We start from the raw sequence: 16,857 nt of genomic DNA, 5'->3' as shown, positions 1-16,857 counted from the left end.
CGCAAGCGTTGTGACGAAGGCCGGTGAGCGACAAGCCCACCGGCCTTTTTCATGTCTCAACCAAAAACCTGTGGGAGCGAGCACAGCCATTCATCGGCTGCACCCACCCACCTGTCAGATCTGACAGGTTACACCCCTGCTCTCTCTTGGCATCCTCACCCTGGCCGGGGATCAACCCTGGCGCGGATCAAAGGGATGAACCTTCAATGGCAGAGCAAGCCCCCCTCCAGATCATCACGCCCACCATTGCCGGCGGCGCGTCAATCGCGACCCTCGGCAACAGCCTCGGCCCGGTAGGCACAAGGGGCGCCGCCTCGTTCGAGTTGCCGCTGCCCGTGTCGAGCGCCCGGCATCTGACGCCGGACCTGGCTCTGCAATACAACAGCCAAAACGGCAATGGCCTGTTCGGCATCGGCATGCAGTTGTCGGTCCCCAGCATCAGCCGCAAGACCAGTAATGGCGTCCCGCACTACGGGGAAGACGACGTCATGGTCGGCCCCGATGGGGTGGATCGCTGGCCAGATCTTGAGCGGCAGACCAGCCGCAAGATGGGCGAGCGTATTTTCGCGGTGGTGCGCTATTACCCGAGGGTCGAGAGCACCTTCGATATTTATGAACTCTGGACCTCCATCGATGGCCATCCGTTCTGGCGAGTACAGGGCAGCAACGGCCACGTGTATTGCTATGGGAAAAGCACGACGTCACGTATTGCCGACCCGCAGGTCCCGTCGCGCATTGCCCAATGGCTGCTGCTGGAAGAAGTCAGCCCGCTGGGCGAGCACATCTATTACGAGTACAAGGCCGACCCCTGTCCCCCTGACGGCCCCCACGACTATAGCGCCCAGCGTTACCTGCAACGGTTGTGTTATGGCAACGCCACGGCCAGCGAAACCTTGTATTGCTTTGAAGTTGAAGATCCGACCGAACTGGCCTGGCACTTTCACCTGATATTCGATTACGGCCAACGCCCCCTCGAACTCGAGGAAAAACCCGCCTGGACCGCCCTCGACGAAAACGCCTGGCAACTACGCAGCGATCCTATCCACGCTTACCGGTACGGCTTCGAGGTGGGCACCCGGCGCCTGTGCCATCAGGTGCTGATGTTTCACCAATTCCCTGCCGGAGCCGACAACGAACCCGCGCTGCTGCGTCGGTTGCTGTTGGAATACACCCCGACCGAGTTGGGCTACAGCCTGTTGACCGCCGCCCATTATCAAGACTGGGATGCCGAGGGTCGGGTCGGATACAGCCCTCCGGTGGAACTCCGATACACCGACTTCGAGCCGAACCTTGAGCCAGCGGCATTTTTTGCCTTGGAAACCATGCCCGCCCTGGAAGACGGTCGTCGCTACCAGTGTGTCGACCTCTACGGCGAAGGCATTCCGGGTTTCTTGTGCCGCCATGCCGATAGTTGGTACTACCGCGAGCCTGAGCGCGGCGAGAGCGAAGATCATGACGAAATCAGCTATGGTCCCTGGTCAATGCTGCCCAGCATCCCGATCGCCACCGATAACTCGGCGGTGATGCAAATACTGACGGACCTCACCGGCAGCGGTCGTCTCAATTGGGTCATCGCCCAACCCGGCATGAGTGGCTTTTATACCCTCAACCCCGACCGCAGTTGGTCGACCTTTACCGACTTCAAGCGCTTCCCCAGCGAATTCCTGCATCCCGCCGCCCAACTGGGCGACTTGTCCGGCGACGGCTTGCGCTCATTGGCCCTGATCGGCCCGAAAAGCGTGCGGCTCTACGCCAATCTGCGGGAAGAGGGTTTCGCCCCCGGCGTGGACGTTCCCCATGAACCGGACAGCGACCTGCCCCTGTTCAGCGACGTGCGCAGCGAGTTGGTGTTGTTTGGCAATATGCTCGGCAGCGACAGCACCGAGCTGTGCCGTATTCGCTGCAATGAAATCAAGTGTTGGCCGAACCTGGGCCATGGACATTTCGGGGAGGGCTTCGTCGTGAGTGCCCTACCCTTCACCTATAGCGAGTTCGATGCCGAGCGGGTGCGGATCGCCGATCTGGATGGCTCCGGGGCACCTGCGTTGATTTATCTGCAAAGCGATTGTTTCGAGATCTACTTCAACCGCGGCGGCAATGGCTTGGAGCAAACACCCCTGCGGGTCCAGTGGCCCGACGGCCTGCGCTATGACCGCCTCTGCCAGGTCACCCTGGCCGATCTGCAAGGCTTGGGTTGTGCCAGCTTGATCCTGAGTGTTCCCCATCACACGCCGGATCTGAAACCGCGCCATTGGCGCTACGACTTCGTCGCGACACGGCCCTACCTGCTCAGCGCCACGAACAACAACATGGGCTGCAGCAGTAGCCTGGCCTACCGCAGCAGCGCGCAGTTCTGGCTGGACGAAAAACAGCAGATCCTGAAACGCTCCCAGCCGCCGGTCTGCCATCTACCCATGGCTTTGCCGCTGGTAGCCAGCCAGCAACAATTGGACGAAATCACTGGAAATTGCCTGACCCAGCGCTTCACGTATTTCGAGGGCGACTACGACAGCTTTCAGCGAGAATTCCGAGGCTTCGCCCGGCTGTATCAGCTCGACAGCGAAACCCCCGCTGCAGACTTGGACAGCGGTTTTACCGCGCCGGCACTGGTCAAGACCTGGTTTCACACCGGTCGTAGCGTCGACCAGCCCCTCAAGGATTGTTTCGAAGCCGACAACGACGCGCCAGTGCTGGGCCCAACATTGCTGACTCGTTTCCACGAACAGGACGGAGCCGACCAGATCATCACGCCCGACCCCGAGACCGCCCGGGAAATGGCCTACGCCTTGGCTGGCCATGTATTGCGCAGCGAGACCCACCACGCCGAATCCATCGCCATGCTCCAACCCTACACCGTGACGCAACAACGCTACCTGTTGCGTCAACCTCATGCGGGCCATAAAAGCTTATTGGTACTGGCACTGGAAACAGTCAGCCTTCAATACGATGGGTTTATCAACGACCCACAAGCCCAGCACGGCATCTCCCTGAATTGGAATCACTACGGCCAGCCGGTGCACAGTTTCGTCGTTCATTACGCCCGACGCCTGATCGCAAATGATAATCCCCCCTTCGAAGACGAAGACGAGAACACTTGGTGGCGCGATGCCCATGACGATCAGCAACAGATCTTCCATATCATCGAGAGCCGATCCGAATCACTGGACCTGTCCGACGAGACCGGACTGCGCATAAAGCTCGGCCTCCCTTGGCGCGCTCGCACCAACGGGTTGCGACGCCCCAAGGGAAACCTCCCCGAAGGATTGAACCCGCAACAGGTCAGCTATGAATGCTTCCTGGAACATCAGGATTCGGCTGAGTGGACAGCTGCCCGGGTGTTGATCAGTCTTGACGAACAAACCTACCTGCGCGATGAATCGAACACTATCCTGTTCCAGGCCTTGCCCGGTCCGTTGGAAGTGGCCGAGTTCGACAAGCAGGCGCTGGACGCCTATGACGCCGTGCCAGACCCGTTCGACATTCGCCAGCAATTGGAAACGATTGGCTTCGAACCCATGAGGCTGTTCCTGCCTGAAGACCCAGGCAAGGACGCTGCGCAGGAACTGTGGTCAAGGAAACTCGGTTTCACCACGTACCTGCCGCTGGAAGGTTTCTTCCATGCCAGTGCGTTGCAGGAAACCCAGAGCCATGGCGTTACCACGACCGACTATGACGCCTATCACCTGATGCCCATCGCCGTAACCCTACCGGACGGCTGCGCAACCCACATCGAATACAACTATCACTCGCTGCTGCCACGAAAAATCATCGACGCCAACGACAATATCCAAGAGGCGCTTTATGGCCCGGACGGCGTGCCCTTGGCTATCACCTTTCACGGCACCGAGAATGGCGCTCCGGCGGGTTTCGATTCCATCGATACTTATGAGCCGCCCGAAGACCTGTCTCCCGCTCACGCCATTGAAAATCCGGCGGACACCTTGGGCGACATGGCCAGCGCCGTACGGATCGAAGATTTGAGCTGGATGGGCACGCTCGACCTGGCGCTGGTGTTGCCGGAGCAGCGCGATGAATGGATCAGCGCCCGCTACGTGCTGCCCAGCGGCCACATTCGCGCCTCGGCGCGCATTCGCCTGGCCCGGCTCAAGACGCGGAGCGCCGGCGAGGAACTACTCTGGATGCTGATCCAGTCCACAACCCGGGAACCGGCCCACAGCGTCGTGTTGAGCGCCGATCGCTATCCGGATGATCGACTGCGACAGATCCGCATCGCCGTCAGCGCCGTCGACGGTTTTGGTCGCCCGCTGCAAAGCAAGCAATTGGTCGAGCCTGGGCAAGCCTATGCCGTGGCCGAGGACGGCTCGCTGAGATTGGGCGACGATGGGCGGCCGATCCAACATGATGCCAACCCGCGCTGGCGCGTCAGCGAACGGGTCGAGTACAACAACAAAGGCCTGGTCACGCGGGTCTACCGCCCTTACTTCGCCGATGCCTGGCGTTACATCAACGACGCGTCGCTGCGTGAACACGGCTACCACGACCGGCAGTTCTACGACCCGCCAGGGCGGCTGGTCAAAGTCGTCAATGCCAAGGGGCATGAGGCTTGGCATGTCTATCACCCGTGGTACCAGTGCGATCACGATTACAACGATACCGCGCCACTCGATGGTTCATCGTAGAAGGGCTGACATGAACAGTGTTCACTCCCGAACCCCGGATATCGCTGCCGTCGACGGCCGTGGCCTGCCGGTGCGGCAGATCGCTTATCTGCGAAGCCAGGCCAAGGCCCCCGCAGCCGCGCTGATCACTCGTCAACGGTTCAACGTAACCGGCCATTTGACCGAGCAATGGGACCCACGTCTGTTCGACCATGCCCCTAAACCCAATCAGGCCACGGTCTACAACCTCCTGGCCAGCCCCCTGCAGACCGACAGCGTCGACGCTGGATGGCGCCTGGCCTTGCCGGGGTTGGCGGGTGAAACCTTGCAGGTATGGAATGCGCGCGGCAACCATTGGCGCACGCAGTATGACAACCAGCTGCGCCCGCTAGCCCTGGAGGAGAATGGCCAGGCGAATGCCGAAACGTTCACCTACGCCGACGCCACTGAAGACACCGTAGATAACCTGCGTGGGCAGTTGCTGGAGCAGACCGACACCTCGGGCACCTTGCGCCTCGACCGTTACAGTCTGTTGGGTGAATCGTTGCGCCAGGTACGCAGTTTTGCCGACGCTATCCCCTATACCAGTACACAAACCCGGGACGCCCTCGGCGCACTGGTAAGCCAGACTGACGCCGGCGGCCACCGATATGATTTACGCCTGGACGTTTGCGGGCAACTCAGACAAGCGGACCTGAAACTCAAGGACCATGAGGCATCACAACCGATTTTGCTGGACACCCTCTATAACGCAGCCGGCCAGATCGAGCGCCAGGACACCGCCAACGGCGTGACCAGCCGCTGGACACGTGATCCGGCGGATGGTCGGATGAGCACCCTCAAGACAGGAAAAGCCGGTGAGGCCCTGCGCCAGGACCTGGCCTATTTCTATGACCCCGTGGGCAATGTGCTGCGCATCGAGGACCAGACAGTGAGCACCCTGTACTTTGCCAATCAGCGCATGGACGGTCACCGTGAGTTCACCTACGACTCGCTCTATCGCCTGACCAGCGCCACCGGCCTGGAGGGAGACACACCACACCTGCTGCCCGGTTTACCGGCCCCGGTCGTTCCCATCGACCCCTCCGTCCGTTTCAACTATACCCAGCTCTACACCTACGACAGCGGCCACAACCTGACCCAACTGCGGCATGTTCGCGAAGGCAACAATCACACCCAGGCACTGCGCATCGCCCCCCACAGCAACCGGGGCGTGCGCTGGACAGTAGACGACCCGGAACCGGATTTCGACGCGCTGTTCGATGCCCACGGTAACCCATTGTATTTGCAACGCGGTGCCCAGCCACTGGTATGGAATGCCCGCGACCAGCTCAGCAGAGTGACATTGCTCAAGCGCGACAACGGCATGGCCGACGATGACGAAACCTACCTTTACAGCCTGGGCGAGCGGGTCAGCAAGACCCACATCACCGCCAGTACCCGCCACGAAACCCGTTATTTGCCGGACCTTGAAATCCGCACGAGCAGCCACGGGGAGCAATTGCACATCATCACATTTGCGTTGGCCCACGGCAGCGTCCGTTGCCTGCATTGGGAAGCCGGCCAACCGGACGGCATCGAAGCCGACCAACTGCGCTACAACCTCGACGACCACCTGGGCTCCAGCACATTGGAGCTGGACCGCGAGGGCGCCTTGATCAGCCTTGAGCATTACTATCCGTTCGGTGGTACCAGCTGGCAGGCCGCCCGTTCGAGAATAGAAGTCGACTACAAGACTTTGCGGTATTCGGGCAAGGAGCTGGATGCCAGTGGCCTGTATTACTACGGTGCGCGTTATTACCCGCCGTGGTTGCAGCGCTGGTTGAGCCCGGACCCGGCGGGCACTGTCGACGGGTTGAACCTGTATGGATTCGTCGGCAACAACCCGATGACGCTGACCGACGACCAAGGCTTGATCCTGGAGACACAGGCAGAGAGAGATGACAGGAAAGCGCAGGCCGCGGCCGACCATGAAGGGCGGAAGAAAAAACACAAACTGAACCGGGAGATAGCCAAGTTCAAGGACATCCTGAAGCTGACTTCACGCAGGGCCCGCGAAGCGCAGACCCAACTGGAAAGCCATCGCTCGGTAGCGGCTCACGCCCAGTCCGCCGCGGTACGTGTCGGCGCTCATGTTGGCGCGCAGGTCATCAGTTATGGCGCGGGCATCGCGGTGGGCATGGGGGCGGCGGCACTGGGCAGCGTTGCGGGCCCACCCGGTATCATCCTGGGGGCCGCGCTGGGGTTCACGACCAGCAAAGGCGTGAGCATTGGCCTTGACTATGCACTGGAGCGATTGAGCCTGAGCGCAGCGGTCAACTTCAAGACCCGCAAACTGGACCCGAATCGCATCGTGAAGAGAGGCGAATACAAGCACCTCAATCTGGACGAGTATGCCAAGGCGAAAGGTCAGGACCTGCTCCATGCCGTGACCGCGCCCACCACCCGAAACGTCTTGAAAGCCGGCAAGGAAGCGGCTGTCACCGGCACCAAAATCGCGCTGAAAGCCAGCGGAAACGTGACCGCCAGCGAAATCGGGGCCGCGGTGGGTACAGTGCTCGGGACAATCGAGATCATTCACGAAATCCGCGGCGCCAACCGTGAACTTTCCGAGGAAAAAATCGCCCGGGCCGACGAGTACATCAATGGCATGATCGAGGTGCTGAACGCACAAATGGACTACATCGACAAGCTGTTCAATAAGGCGGAACTCGGCGCTACCAATACCTACCAGCCGCTGGAAAAGCTATTCGGAGAATCCAGTGGCGACACGCCTCAAAACCTGAGACTTCAGATGAAAGCCACGATCGTTCAACTGAAGAAGACCCAAAGCATGCTCAGATAGCCGGTTTGTCTTGAAGCGAAAGCGGCGGATCGGCTTGCTTCAACGCCGAATGTGAACCTCTTTACGAACTGGCTCTCGATAGCGGCGATTCAGCCGCTAATTCGGCGTGCTATCGTGCCCATCCCTGCCCTGCCCTTGAAACAATCAAATGCCCGCAATGCCGCGCCCCTTGCGCCTGCTCCTTGCCATCGTCCTGATCCTCGCCGGCGCAGCCCTTGCCGCCGTCCTCGCCGTGCGCCATGCCGAGCGCGCAGCCCTGGAGGAAGACGCTAGCCGTGCGAGCCAGCAACTGGCGCTGTACGCCAATTCCCTCCACACCCTGATCGAACGCTACCGCGCCCTGCCCGCCGTGCTGGCGCTGGACCCGCAGTTGCGTGATGCCCTCAAGGGCTCGCTGAGCGCGACGCAACAGGATGCATTGAATCGCAAACTGGAAAAAATCAACGGCGCCGCACAATCGTCCACGCTTGAATTGCTCGACCATACAGGCCTCGCCGTGGCGGCCAGTAACTGGCGTCTGCCCAGCAGCTACGTCGGGCACAATTATGGTTTCCGCCCCTACTTCATCCAGACTCGCACCCAGGGCACCGGGCGGTTTTATGCAGTGGGCGTGACCAGCGGTATTCCGGGTTATTTCTTATCCAGTGCGGTGACCGGCGACAATGGTGACTTCCTCGGCGCGATGGTGGTGAAGTTGGAGTTTCCGGAGCTTGAGCGCGAGTGGCGCCAGGGCAGCGACACGCTGTTGGTCAGCGACGCGCGGGGGATTATCTTCATTGCAAATCGCCCGGGCTGGCGTTATCGCCACTTGCAGCCGCTGAGCGACAGCGCCCGCGCCGAACTCAAGGCCACCCGTCAATACGACAAACAACCGTTGCAACCGCTGGCCTATGAACCCCTGCGGCGCTTTGACGACAATAGCCATCTGGTCCGGGTCGAGACGCCCGATGGCTCGGCGCACTACCTGTGGGAATCCTTGCCGCTGACCGCCGAAGGCTGGACGCTGCACTTGCTGCGCCGTCCGCAGATCGCCTTCGAAGACCGTCGCAACGCCGGGCTCGCGGCCGCCGGGTCGTGGCTGGCGCTGGTGTTCCTGCTGCTGTTTCTCAACCAGCGCTGGCGCCTGGCAAAGTTGCGCCAGCGCAGCCGCGAAGAGCTTGAACGGTTGGTCGAAGAACGTACCCGGGATCTGCACACGGCCCAGGACGGGCTGGTGCAATCGGCCAAGCTGGCGGCACTGGGGCAGATGTCGGCGGCCCTGGCCCATGAAATCAACCAGCCCTTGACCGCCCAACGCATGCAATTGGCGACCCTGCGTTTGCTGCTCGATCATGGTCGGGTCGATGACGCCTACAAGGCCCTCAAGCCGGTGGACGACATGCTGACCCGCATGGCCGCCCTCACCGGTCACCTGAAGACCTTCGCCCGCAAAAGCCCCAGTGGCCTGCGCGAACGCCTGGACCTGGCGGCGGTGGTCGACCAGGCGCTGCAATTGCTGGACACGCGCCTGCGCGACGAACAGATCAGCACCGTGCTGCACCTGACTCGACCGGCCTGGGTGCGCGGCGATGCGATCCGCCTCGAACAGGTATTGATCAACCTGCTGCGCAACGCCCTCGACGCCATGGCCGACCAACCCATCAAGCGCCTGGAAGTGCGCCTGGAAGCCGATGAGCAATTGTGGCGCCTGACCGTCAGCGACAGCGGCACCGGGATCGCCGAGGAACACCTGGCCCAGGTGTTCGATCCATTCTTCACCACCAAGGCGGTGGGCGATGGCCTGGGTCTGGGGCTGGCGGTTTCGTTTGCAATCATCCATGAATCCGGTGGACGACTGACGGCGGACAACCATGAGCACGGCGCGGTATTCTGCGTGACCTTGCCCATTGATAAGGAGGCGCAACTGAATGCTTGATTCAGTCATGGTCGTTGATGACGAAGGCAGCATTCGCAGCGCCGTCGAGCAATGGTTGAGCCTGTCGGGGTTTCAGGTGCAGTTGTTCAGCCGCGCCGATGAATGCCTGGCCCGGTTGCCGGAGCATTTCCCTGGAGTGATCCTCAGCGATGTGCGCATGCCCGGCCTCAGTGGCCTGGAGCTGTTGGCCGAAGTGCGCCGCCGCGATCCGGACCTGCCGGTGATTCTGTTGACCGGCCACGGCGACGTGCCGATGGCCGTGGAGGCCATGCGCGACGGAGCCTACGACTTCCTGGAAAAACCCTTCAGCCCCGAAGCCCTGCTCGGCAGCCTGCGCCGGGCTCTGGACAAACGCACCCTGGTCCTGGAAAACCGTCGCTTGCATGAACAGGCCGACGCCCGGGTCCGCCTCGATGGCACGCTGCTGGGCGTTTCCCGTGCGTTGCAAAACCTGCGGCGCCAGGTGCTGGACCTGGCCGCACTGCCGGTCAACGTGTTGATCCGCGGCGAAACCGGCAGCGGCAAGGAACTGGTCGCCCGCTGCCTGCACGACTTCGGCCCGAGGGCGAGCAAGCCCTTCGTCGCGTTGAACTGCGCGGCCATTCCCGAGGCGCTGTTCGAAGCGGAGCTGTTCGGCCACGAAAGCGGCGCCTTCACCGGCGCCCAGGGCAAGCGCATCGGCAAGCTCGAATACGCCGATGGCGGCACGCTGTTTCTCGACGAAATCGAGAGCATGCCCCTGGCCCAGCAGGTCAAGTTGCTGCGGGTGTTGCAGGAACAGAAGCTCGAACGCCTGGGCTCCAACCAGAGCATCCAGGTGGACCTGCGCATCATCGCCGCCACCAAGCCCGACCTGCTGGACGAAGCCCGGGCCGGACGTTTTCGCGAAGACCTGGCCTATCGCCTGAACATCGCCGAACTGCGCCTGCCACCGCTGCGCGAACGGCGCGAGGACATTCCCCTGCTGTTCGAACACTTCACCCACAGCGCCGCCGAACGCCTGGGCCGCTCCGCCGCGCCCCTGAGCGGCCCGCAGTTGAGCCATCTGCTCAGCCACGACTGGCCGGGCAACGTGCGTGAGCTGGCCAACGTCGCCGAACGCCAGGTGTTGGGGCTTGATCAACTGCCCGTCCTGGAGACGGAGCCGGGCCAATCCCTCGCGGCCCAACAGGAAGCCTTCGAAGCCCAATGCCTGCGCGCCGCCCTGACCCGGCACAAAGGCGATGTGAAAGCCGTGCTTGAGGAACTGCAACTGCCGCGCCGCACCTTCAATGAAAAGATGCAGCGGCATGGGTTGAGTCGGGAGATGTTTTTGTAAGGCCCGCTGAATTCTCTGGGTCTGTACCGGCCTCATCGCGAGCAAGCTCGCTCCCACAGGGGCATGTGTAAGCCGGACGAAATGTGGGAGCGAGCTTGCTCGCGATGGGGCCAGTACAGACAACAACCCTCTCCCTGCATAAGCGGATTCCCGCCCACACCCCCAGCCACAATGAGCGATTTTCCGCTCACCTAGCGCCATGCCCCCCTCTAAACCGGCCTTCTGCCACCTGGCACAGCTCCTGCTATAGCCCTGTCAGGCTGCGTTCCCACGCGCTCCACAAAAACAATTAAACGAAGGGATCCTTCAATGGACAACTCCAACGCCCTGCCCCTTGGGTCGGCTGCCGTGCCCGCCCGTGAAAGAACCACCGCCAGCCGGATCAAATCGATCTTCAGCGGCTCGGTCGGCAACATGGTCGAGTGGTATGACTGGTACGTCTACGCCGCATTCTCGTTGTACTTCGCCAAAGTCTTCTTCCCCAAGGGCGACACCACCGCCCAATTGCTCAACACCGCCGCGATCTTCGCCGTGGGCTTCCTGATGCGTCCGATCGGCGGGTGGTTGATGGGCCTGTACGCCGACCGTGCCGGTCGCAAACGTGCGCTGATGGCGTCGGTGTACCTGATGTGCTTCGGCTCGCTGATCATTGCCCTGAGCCCGAGCTACGAAACCATCGGCGTCGGCGCACCGATCCTGCTGGTCTTTGCCCGCTTGCTCCAAGGCCTGTCAGTGGGTGGCGAGTACGGCACCTCGGCCACCTACCTGAGCGAGATGGCGACCAAGGAACGTCGCGGCTTCTTCTCCAGCTTCCAGTACGTGACCCTGATCTCCGGCCAGCTCATCGCCCTGGGCGTGCTGATCGTGCTGCAACAGACCCTCACCACCGAACAGCTGTATGCCTGGGGCTGGCGCGTCCCGTTCGCCATCGGCGCGCTGTGCGCTGTCGTGGCGCTGTACCTGCGACGCGGCATGGAAGAAACCGAGTCGTTCACCAAAAAGGAAAAAGCCAAGGAAAGCGCGATGCGCACCTTGATGCGCCATCCCAAGGAACTGATGACCGTGGTCGGCCTGACCATGGGCGGCACCCTGGCCTTCTACACCTACACCACCTACATGCAGAAATACCTGGTGAACACCGTCGGCATGAGCATCTCCGACTCCACCACCATTTCTGCCGCCACATTGTTCCTGTTCATGTGCCTGCAACCGGTGATCGGCGGGCTGTCGGACAAGATTGGCCGCCGGCCGATCCTGATCGCCTTCGGCATCCTCGGCACGCTGTTCACCGTGCCGATCCTCACCACCTTGCACACCATCCAGACCTGGTGGGGCGCGTTCTTCCTGATCATGGCCGCGCTGATCATCGTCAGCGGCTACACCTCGATCAACGCCGTGGTGAAAGCCGAGCTGTTCCCCACCGAAATCCGCGCCCTGGGCGTCGGCCTGCCGTACGCACTGACCGTGTCGATCTTCGGCGGCACCGCTGAATACATCGCCCTGTGGTTCAAGAGCATCGGCATGGAAACCGGCTACTACTGGTACGTGACGGCCTGCATCGCCGTGTCGCTGCTGGTGTACATCACCATGAAAGACACCCGTAAGCACTCGCGGATCGTGACTGACTGACAGAGGGGGCCACAGTCACTGCAACGGTGACGGTGATGGCCCCGTCGCGAGCAAGCTCGCTCCCACAGGGTTGGCGTAAATCCCTGTGGGAGCGAGCCTGCTCGCGATTGGAGACGACTCGGTTTCAAGTCAACTCAGCAGCGCCCTGCTTGCCATAACGGTTCTGCGCATAGGTTGCGCCAACGATCATCACGATCAATATCCCCGCCAGCACCGCCGACGAGCCGATGGTGCCGAAGTCCAGGCCACCCTTGTCATGAGGCTTGGTCATCAAGTCGCCCAGCGTCGCTCCCAGGGGGCGCGTCAGCACGAACGCGATCCAGAACAACACCACTGACGAAATGCGGGTGAAGTACTTGAGCAGCACGACCACGGCAATGGTCGAGCCGATCAGCAATGCGCCGCCGGCAAAGCCCAGGCCCGAATCGTCGGCCAGGTAATCACCGAGCGCGGTGCCCAAGGTGTTGGAAAACAGAATCGCCATCCAATAGAACATCTCGCCGCGAAAGGTCTGCACCTTGGTGACGTTGAGCGAATCCCCACTCAGGCGCCAAGCCGCGAAGATCGCCAACAGAATCGCAATCAGGATCATCGACCCGGTGGCGTAACCCAACTCAAGGGTGCGATCCATGAAGTCGGACATTGTGGTGCCCGCAGTGCTGGTGGACAGGATCACGATCCAGTACAGCATCGGCTTGTAGGTCTTGGCCATCAGTTGGGTAACCAGTGTCAGGACGAACACGCTGATCAGAATCAGCGAGCTGATGGCGTAACCGACATCAAGGGTCATCGACAGCAAATCCCCCGCGGTTTCGCCCAGGGTGGTCGCGCAGATCTTCATGACCCAGAAGGCCAGGGTAATTTGGGGCAATTTATTCATCGCAGGGCAATCTCCAGTGTGTGACGGCAGGCTCTTGGTGACCATGGGGGGGCAGACTGGAGATGCATGGGTGAAAAACAGGTCGGGAATGTATGAAAAATCTGTCACACAGCCAAAACAGCGATTAATCACCCGTTAATGCTGGTGCTGCATCTTGGGCTCACCTGATCGATGACCTGCGCGACGTTCGCTCCGACGATGGAAGCGAATTGCATACGCCGCCCTTAATATCTATTTAATCGATTGTTTTTAGCATTATTTTGCGCTTTTCAATCAACTTAGTTGGCGTAGCATTCAACCCATGCAAGGCACATCGCCAACGCCCCCTTGGAGTAACCACCATGAAAACCAAACTGATCCTCGCCCTGACCCTGTCCGTACTCGCTGCCAACACCTTCGCCGCTGACGGTTTCGACCGCACCAGCTCGGCCATCGCCGCCGACGGTTATGACCGTACTAGCGCTGCCACCGTTGCTGCTGATGGCTTCGACCGCACTGGCGGCGCTACCGTCGCTGAAGATGGCTTCGACCGTACTGGCGGCGCTACCGTTGCTGAAGATGGCTTCGACCGCACTGGCGGCGCTACCGTCGCTGAAGATGGCTTCGACCGCACTGGCGGCGCTACCGTCGCTGAAGATGGCTTCGACCGCACTGGCGGCGCTACCGTCGCTGAAGATGGCTTCGACCGCACTAACACTGCTGCCATCAGCTAATCCGAGAACGACACCCTCACAGCCCGGCTTCGGCCGGGCTTAGTTATTTATGGGTCACAGGAAAACGGGCAGTCTTAGTCGAGCACAAAGTGAAAATCACTGAAGAACTAATGTGGGAGCGAGCCTGCTCGCGATGACATCATCCGACGCGGCAACGGTTGCGCGTCGTAAACAGCTATCGCGAGCAGGCTCGCTCCCACAGAGGTATCGGGCGCTCAGGTTTTGCTTGCTCGGCTGGAAATAACTCACCAACCCTTGCACTATCCCTTCGTTTTCAAACCATTCAGGACCCGGCCCGATGCCCGACGATATCCATTTCTACGAACCCGCCAACGGCCACGGCCTGCCCCATGACCCGTTCAACGCCATTGTTGGCCCGCGCCCCATCGGCTGGATTTCTTCCCAGGATGCCGAAGGCCGCCTGAACCTGGCGCCCTACAGTTTCTTCAACGCCTTCAACTACATTCCGCCGATCATTGGGTTCTCCAGCGTCGGGCGCAAAGACAGCCTGAACAACATCGAACAGACCGGCGAATTCGCCTGGAACCTGGCCACGCGCCCGCTGGCCGAGCAGATGAACCAGAGCTGCGCGATGGTCGCGCCAGAGGTCAATGAGTTCGAACTGGCGGGTTTGATGACAGCGTCGTCACGGGTAATCCAGGTTCCGCGCGTCGCCGAAAGCCCGGTGTCCTTCGAATGCAAGGTCACGCAGATCATTCAACTGCAGCGGGCGGACAAAGGGCTGGTGCCAAGCTGGCTGATCCTCGGCGAAGTGGTCGCCGTGCATATCGCCAAGTGGCTGTTGAAGGATGGGGTATACGATACCGCCGCCGCCGAGCCGATCTTGCGCGGTGGCGGGCCGGCGGATTATTTCCAGTTGGGGCCTGAGGCGTTGTTCAAGATGCATCGCCCTCGATAGAAGGCTGCACTGTGAGAGCAAGGCTTGCCCGCGATGCAGGCCCCTCGGTTCCCAAGACCGACCGCGTTGCCTTCATCGCGGGCAAGCCTTGCTCCCACAGCGTTAATCTCGTGGGTTCCAGAGCAACCCGCCCTCGTCGTCGACGCCCTTGAGGTGGGTCAGTTGCAGGGCTGCCGCTTCATCGGCTTTGACGGCGGTCTCGAAGGTCTGCTCTTCAAGGATCTTGTTGAAACGCGGCGCACCTGAGCCGCCGATGGCCTTGGTGGCGATGGCGGCATGGTAGCCGCCGCCTTCCTTGGGAACGACGGCGGAAACAGCTTCAAAGGTTTCAAAGGCTTTGCGTGCCATGTCTTGTGCATCCTGGCGGTGGAAAATGACGCTCATTAAACCTTCAACCGGCCAGTTTGTGTACCTGCGCCCGGCACCCTTCGGTCGCCTGGGCGGCGGAGACTTCCCTGAAGGTATGAAAATCCAGGCTGCTCACCACCAGGTCCTGCACCAGCTCGGCGAAAATCGCCATGGCCGGTGAATTGAAGTAGGCATCCATCGACAGCTGATTGACCCAGAGCCCGGACACCAGCCACAAATCAGCGTCGCATTGCGATTGCTGCAAGGCAAAGTGCAAGCAACCGGGAGCCAGGCGCGAGGGCGCGATCAGCGTACTCAGGCGCGCCCCCAGTTGCCTGGAGCAACCGGCACGGGCCCGGACGAAAGCCATGTGGCTGACGGGGATCTGTGTAGTCATGTTCAACCCTCCCAGGTAATCCGTTGTGCAGCCGGGGACAGGCTGCGACAGGATCAAAGGTTAAGCGCCACGACGCCAGTTTCGTTAGTCGATTCCTGCCGACCCATTGCACAATCCTGCGCATCGGTATCACAAAATTTGCCATCGATCCGGTCGAAACCAGGGAAGTTGAAACAAAAGGTTTCAAGCAAGTTTCCACAGCATTGCAGCGTCATGGCCCCTTGCGCCGTGCAGGATCAGGCAAGCTTTCAACAGGATGTTGCTACCGCTGCGCCTTGCACAAACATAAGCTTTTGTTCATCGCTCCCTATCGCCTGAGGATCCCGGCATGTCGCCACTCGACCACGCCCACGTCCCGCTGGACACGCACTTGGAACAACAGCGCGCCGAATTGGCGTCGATCATCGACCGCAACACCAGCGAAGACGGCAGCTATGCCACGGCCATCGGCTCGCTGAACCTGTCGCGCCACAGCAAGCCTCAAAAGTTCGCTCCGGTGCTGGCCCAACCGGCGCTGTGCATCATGGCCCAGGGCAGCAAACAGGTGCGCCTGGCGGATGAGCTCTTCAACTATGACCCGCTCCATTACCTGGTGGTCTCGGTGTCGATGCCGTTGAGTGGTTGCATCGCGGACGTTTCGCCGCAAGAGCCGATCCTCGCCCTGCGCCTGGACATCGACCCGGCGGAAATTACCGCACTGATCGCCGACGCAGGCCCCCTGGGTGTTCCGACCCGCCCCGCCGGACGGGGGCTGTATGTCGAACGCCTGGACACGCCGACGCTCGACGCCGTGCTGCGCCTGGCGCGGTTGCTCGATACACCGAAAGACATCGCCATGCTCGCGCCGCTGGTGCGCCGGGAAATCCTCTATCGCCTGCTGCGCAGTCCCCAGGGTTATCGGTTGTACGAAATCGCCATCGCCAACAGCCAGAGCCATCGCATCAGCCAGGCGATCAAGTGGCTCAACGGCCATTTCGAACAGCCGCTGCGCATCGATGACCTGGCCCGGGAAGTGAACCTCAGCGTCTCGACCCTGCATCACCGCTTCAAGGCCATGACTGCCATGAGCCCGCTGCAATACCAGAAGCAACTGCGCCTGCAGGAAGCCCGCAGGCTGATGCTCGCCGAAGGGCTGGAAGCCTCGGCGGCGGGGTATCGGGTGGGTTATGAAAGCCCTTCGCAGTTCAGCCGCGAGTACAGCCGGTTGTTCGGCGCGCCGCCGTTGCGGGATCTGGCGCGGTTGCGGATGACTGTTTGACCTGGGGTTTGTGTTG

The 16,857-nt window shown here is 61.1% G+C and carries 11 protein-coding genes; 8 read left to right on the top strand and 3 right to left on the bottom strand.

Annotated features, from left to right (window positions below):
• Positions 1–206: 206 nt before the first annotated feature.
• The 5 genes from AB4O09_RS07360 to AB4O09_RS07340 all read left to right on the top strand — a co-directional run bounded on the left by AB4O09_RS07360 (position 207) and on the right by AB4O09_RS07340 (position 12,326).
• Entirely contained in the window at positions 207–4,640 is a 4,434-nt protein-coding gene (locus tag AB4O09_RS07360) for a SpvB/TcaC N-terminal domain-containing protein (RefSeq protein WP_013694125.1), read from the top strand.
• 10 nt (positions 4,641–4,650) lie between these two features.
• Positions 4,651–7,464: an RHS repeat-associated core domain-containing protein gene (locus tag AB4O09_RS07355; protein ID WP_028237347.1), complete on the top strand. Its 2,814-nt coding sequence runs from the start codon at positions 4,651–4,653 to the stop codon at positions 7,462–7,464.
• Positions 7,465–7,612: 148 nt separating this feature from the next.
• A complete protein-coding gene (locus tag AB4O09_RS07350) occupies positions 7,613–9,379 on the top strand; it encodes a sensor histidine kinase (protein WP_003205133.1) in 1,767 nt (588 codons plus the stop codon).
• A complete protein-coding gene (locus AB4O09_RS07345; protein WP_003205134.1) occupies positions 9,372–10,697 on the top strand; it encodes a sigma-54-dependent transcriptional regulator in 1,326 nt (441 codons plus the stop codon). Before AB4O09_RS07350 ends, AB4O09_RS07345 begins: the two co-directional genes overlap by 8 nt.
• Positions 10,698–11,006: 309 nt before the next feature.
• The gene (locus AB4O09_RS07340; RefSeq protein ID WP_003205137.1) at positions 11,007–12,326 is read left to right on the top strand and encodes an MFS transporter; all 1,320 of its coding nucleotides are present in this window, start codon (positions 11,007–11,009) and stop codon (positions 12,324–12,326) included.
• Between the two features lie 124 nt (positions 12,327–12,450).
• Here AB4O09_RS07340 and AB4O09_RS07335 read toward each other — a convergent pair whose 3' ends face one another.
• The gene (locus AB4O09_RS07335; protein WP_223471474.1) at positions 12,451–13,206 is read right to left on the bottom strand and encodes a COG4705 family protein; all 756 of its coding nucleotides are present in this window, start codon (positions 13,204–13,206) and stop codon (positions 12,451–12,453) included.
• A gap of 341 nt (positions 13,207–13,547) precedes the next feature.
• On the opposite strand from AB4O09_RS07335, the gene AB4O09_RS07330 reads away from it, so the two are divergent.
• Both AB4O09_RS07330 and AB4O09_RS07325 read left to right on the top strand, forming a co-directional pair.
• Positions 13,548–13,919, top strand: coding sequence for a heme utilization protein (locus tag AB4O09_RS07330; protein WP_305441422.1), 372 nt, complete (start codon positions 13,548–13,550; stop codon positions 13,917–13,919).
• A gap of 298 nt (positions 13,920–14,217) precedes the next feature.
• The gene (locus tag AB4O09_RS07325) at positions 14,218–14,838 is read left to right on the top strand and encodes a flavin reductase family protein (protein WP_043042869.1); all 621 of its coding nucleotides are present in this window, start codon (positions 14,218–14,220) and stop codon (positions 14,836–14,838) included.
• Between the two features lie 102 nt (positions 14,839–14,940).
• Here the strand turns inward: AB4O09_RS07325 and AB4O09_RS07320 are convergent, their stop codons facing one another.
• Both AB4O09_RS07320 and AB4O09_RS07315 read right to left on the bottom strand, forming a co-directional pair.
• Positions 14,941–15,186 (bottom strand): hypothetical protein, encoded by a 246-nt coding sequence (locus tag AB4O09_RS07320; RefSeq protein ID WP_027912130.1) that lies wholly within the window; start codon positions 15,184–15,186, stop codon positions 14,941–14,943.
• Positions 15,187–15,229: 43 nt separating this feature from the next.
• Positions 15,230–15,583 (bottom strand): putative quinol monooxygenase, encoded by a 354-nt coding sequence (locus tag AB4O09_RS07315; protein WP_027912129.1) that lies wholly within the window; start codon positions 15,581–15,583, stop codon positions 15,230–15,232.
• 328 nt (positions 15,584–15,911) lie between these two features.
• Here AB4O09_RS07315 and AB4O09_RS07310 point away from each other — a divergent pair, with 328 nt between their 5' ends.
• Positions 15,912–16,841, top strand: a complete 930-nt coding sequence (locus tag AB4O09_RS07310; RefSeq protein WP_003205146.1) for an AraC family transcriptional regulator — start codon at positions 15,912–15,914, stop codon at positions 16,839–16,841.
• Positions 16,842–16,857: the final 16 nt, after the last annotated feature.

The organism is Pseudomonas sp. H1_F01, from assembly GCF_054681425.1.
The sequence above is the reverse complement of the archived record's forward strand: the minus strand, read 5'-3'. Positions and strand labels throughout refer to the sequence as shown.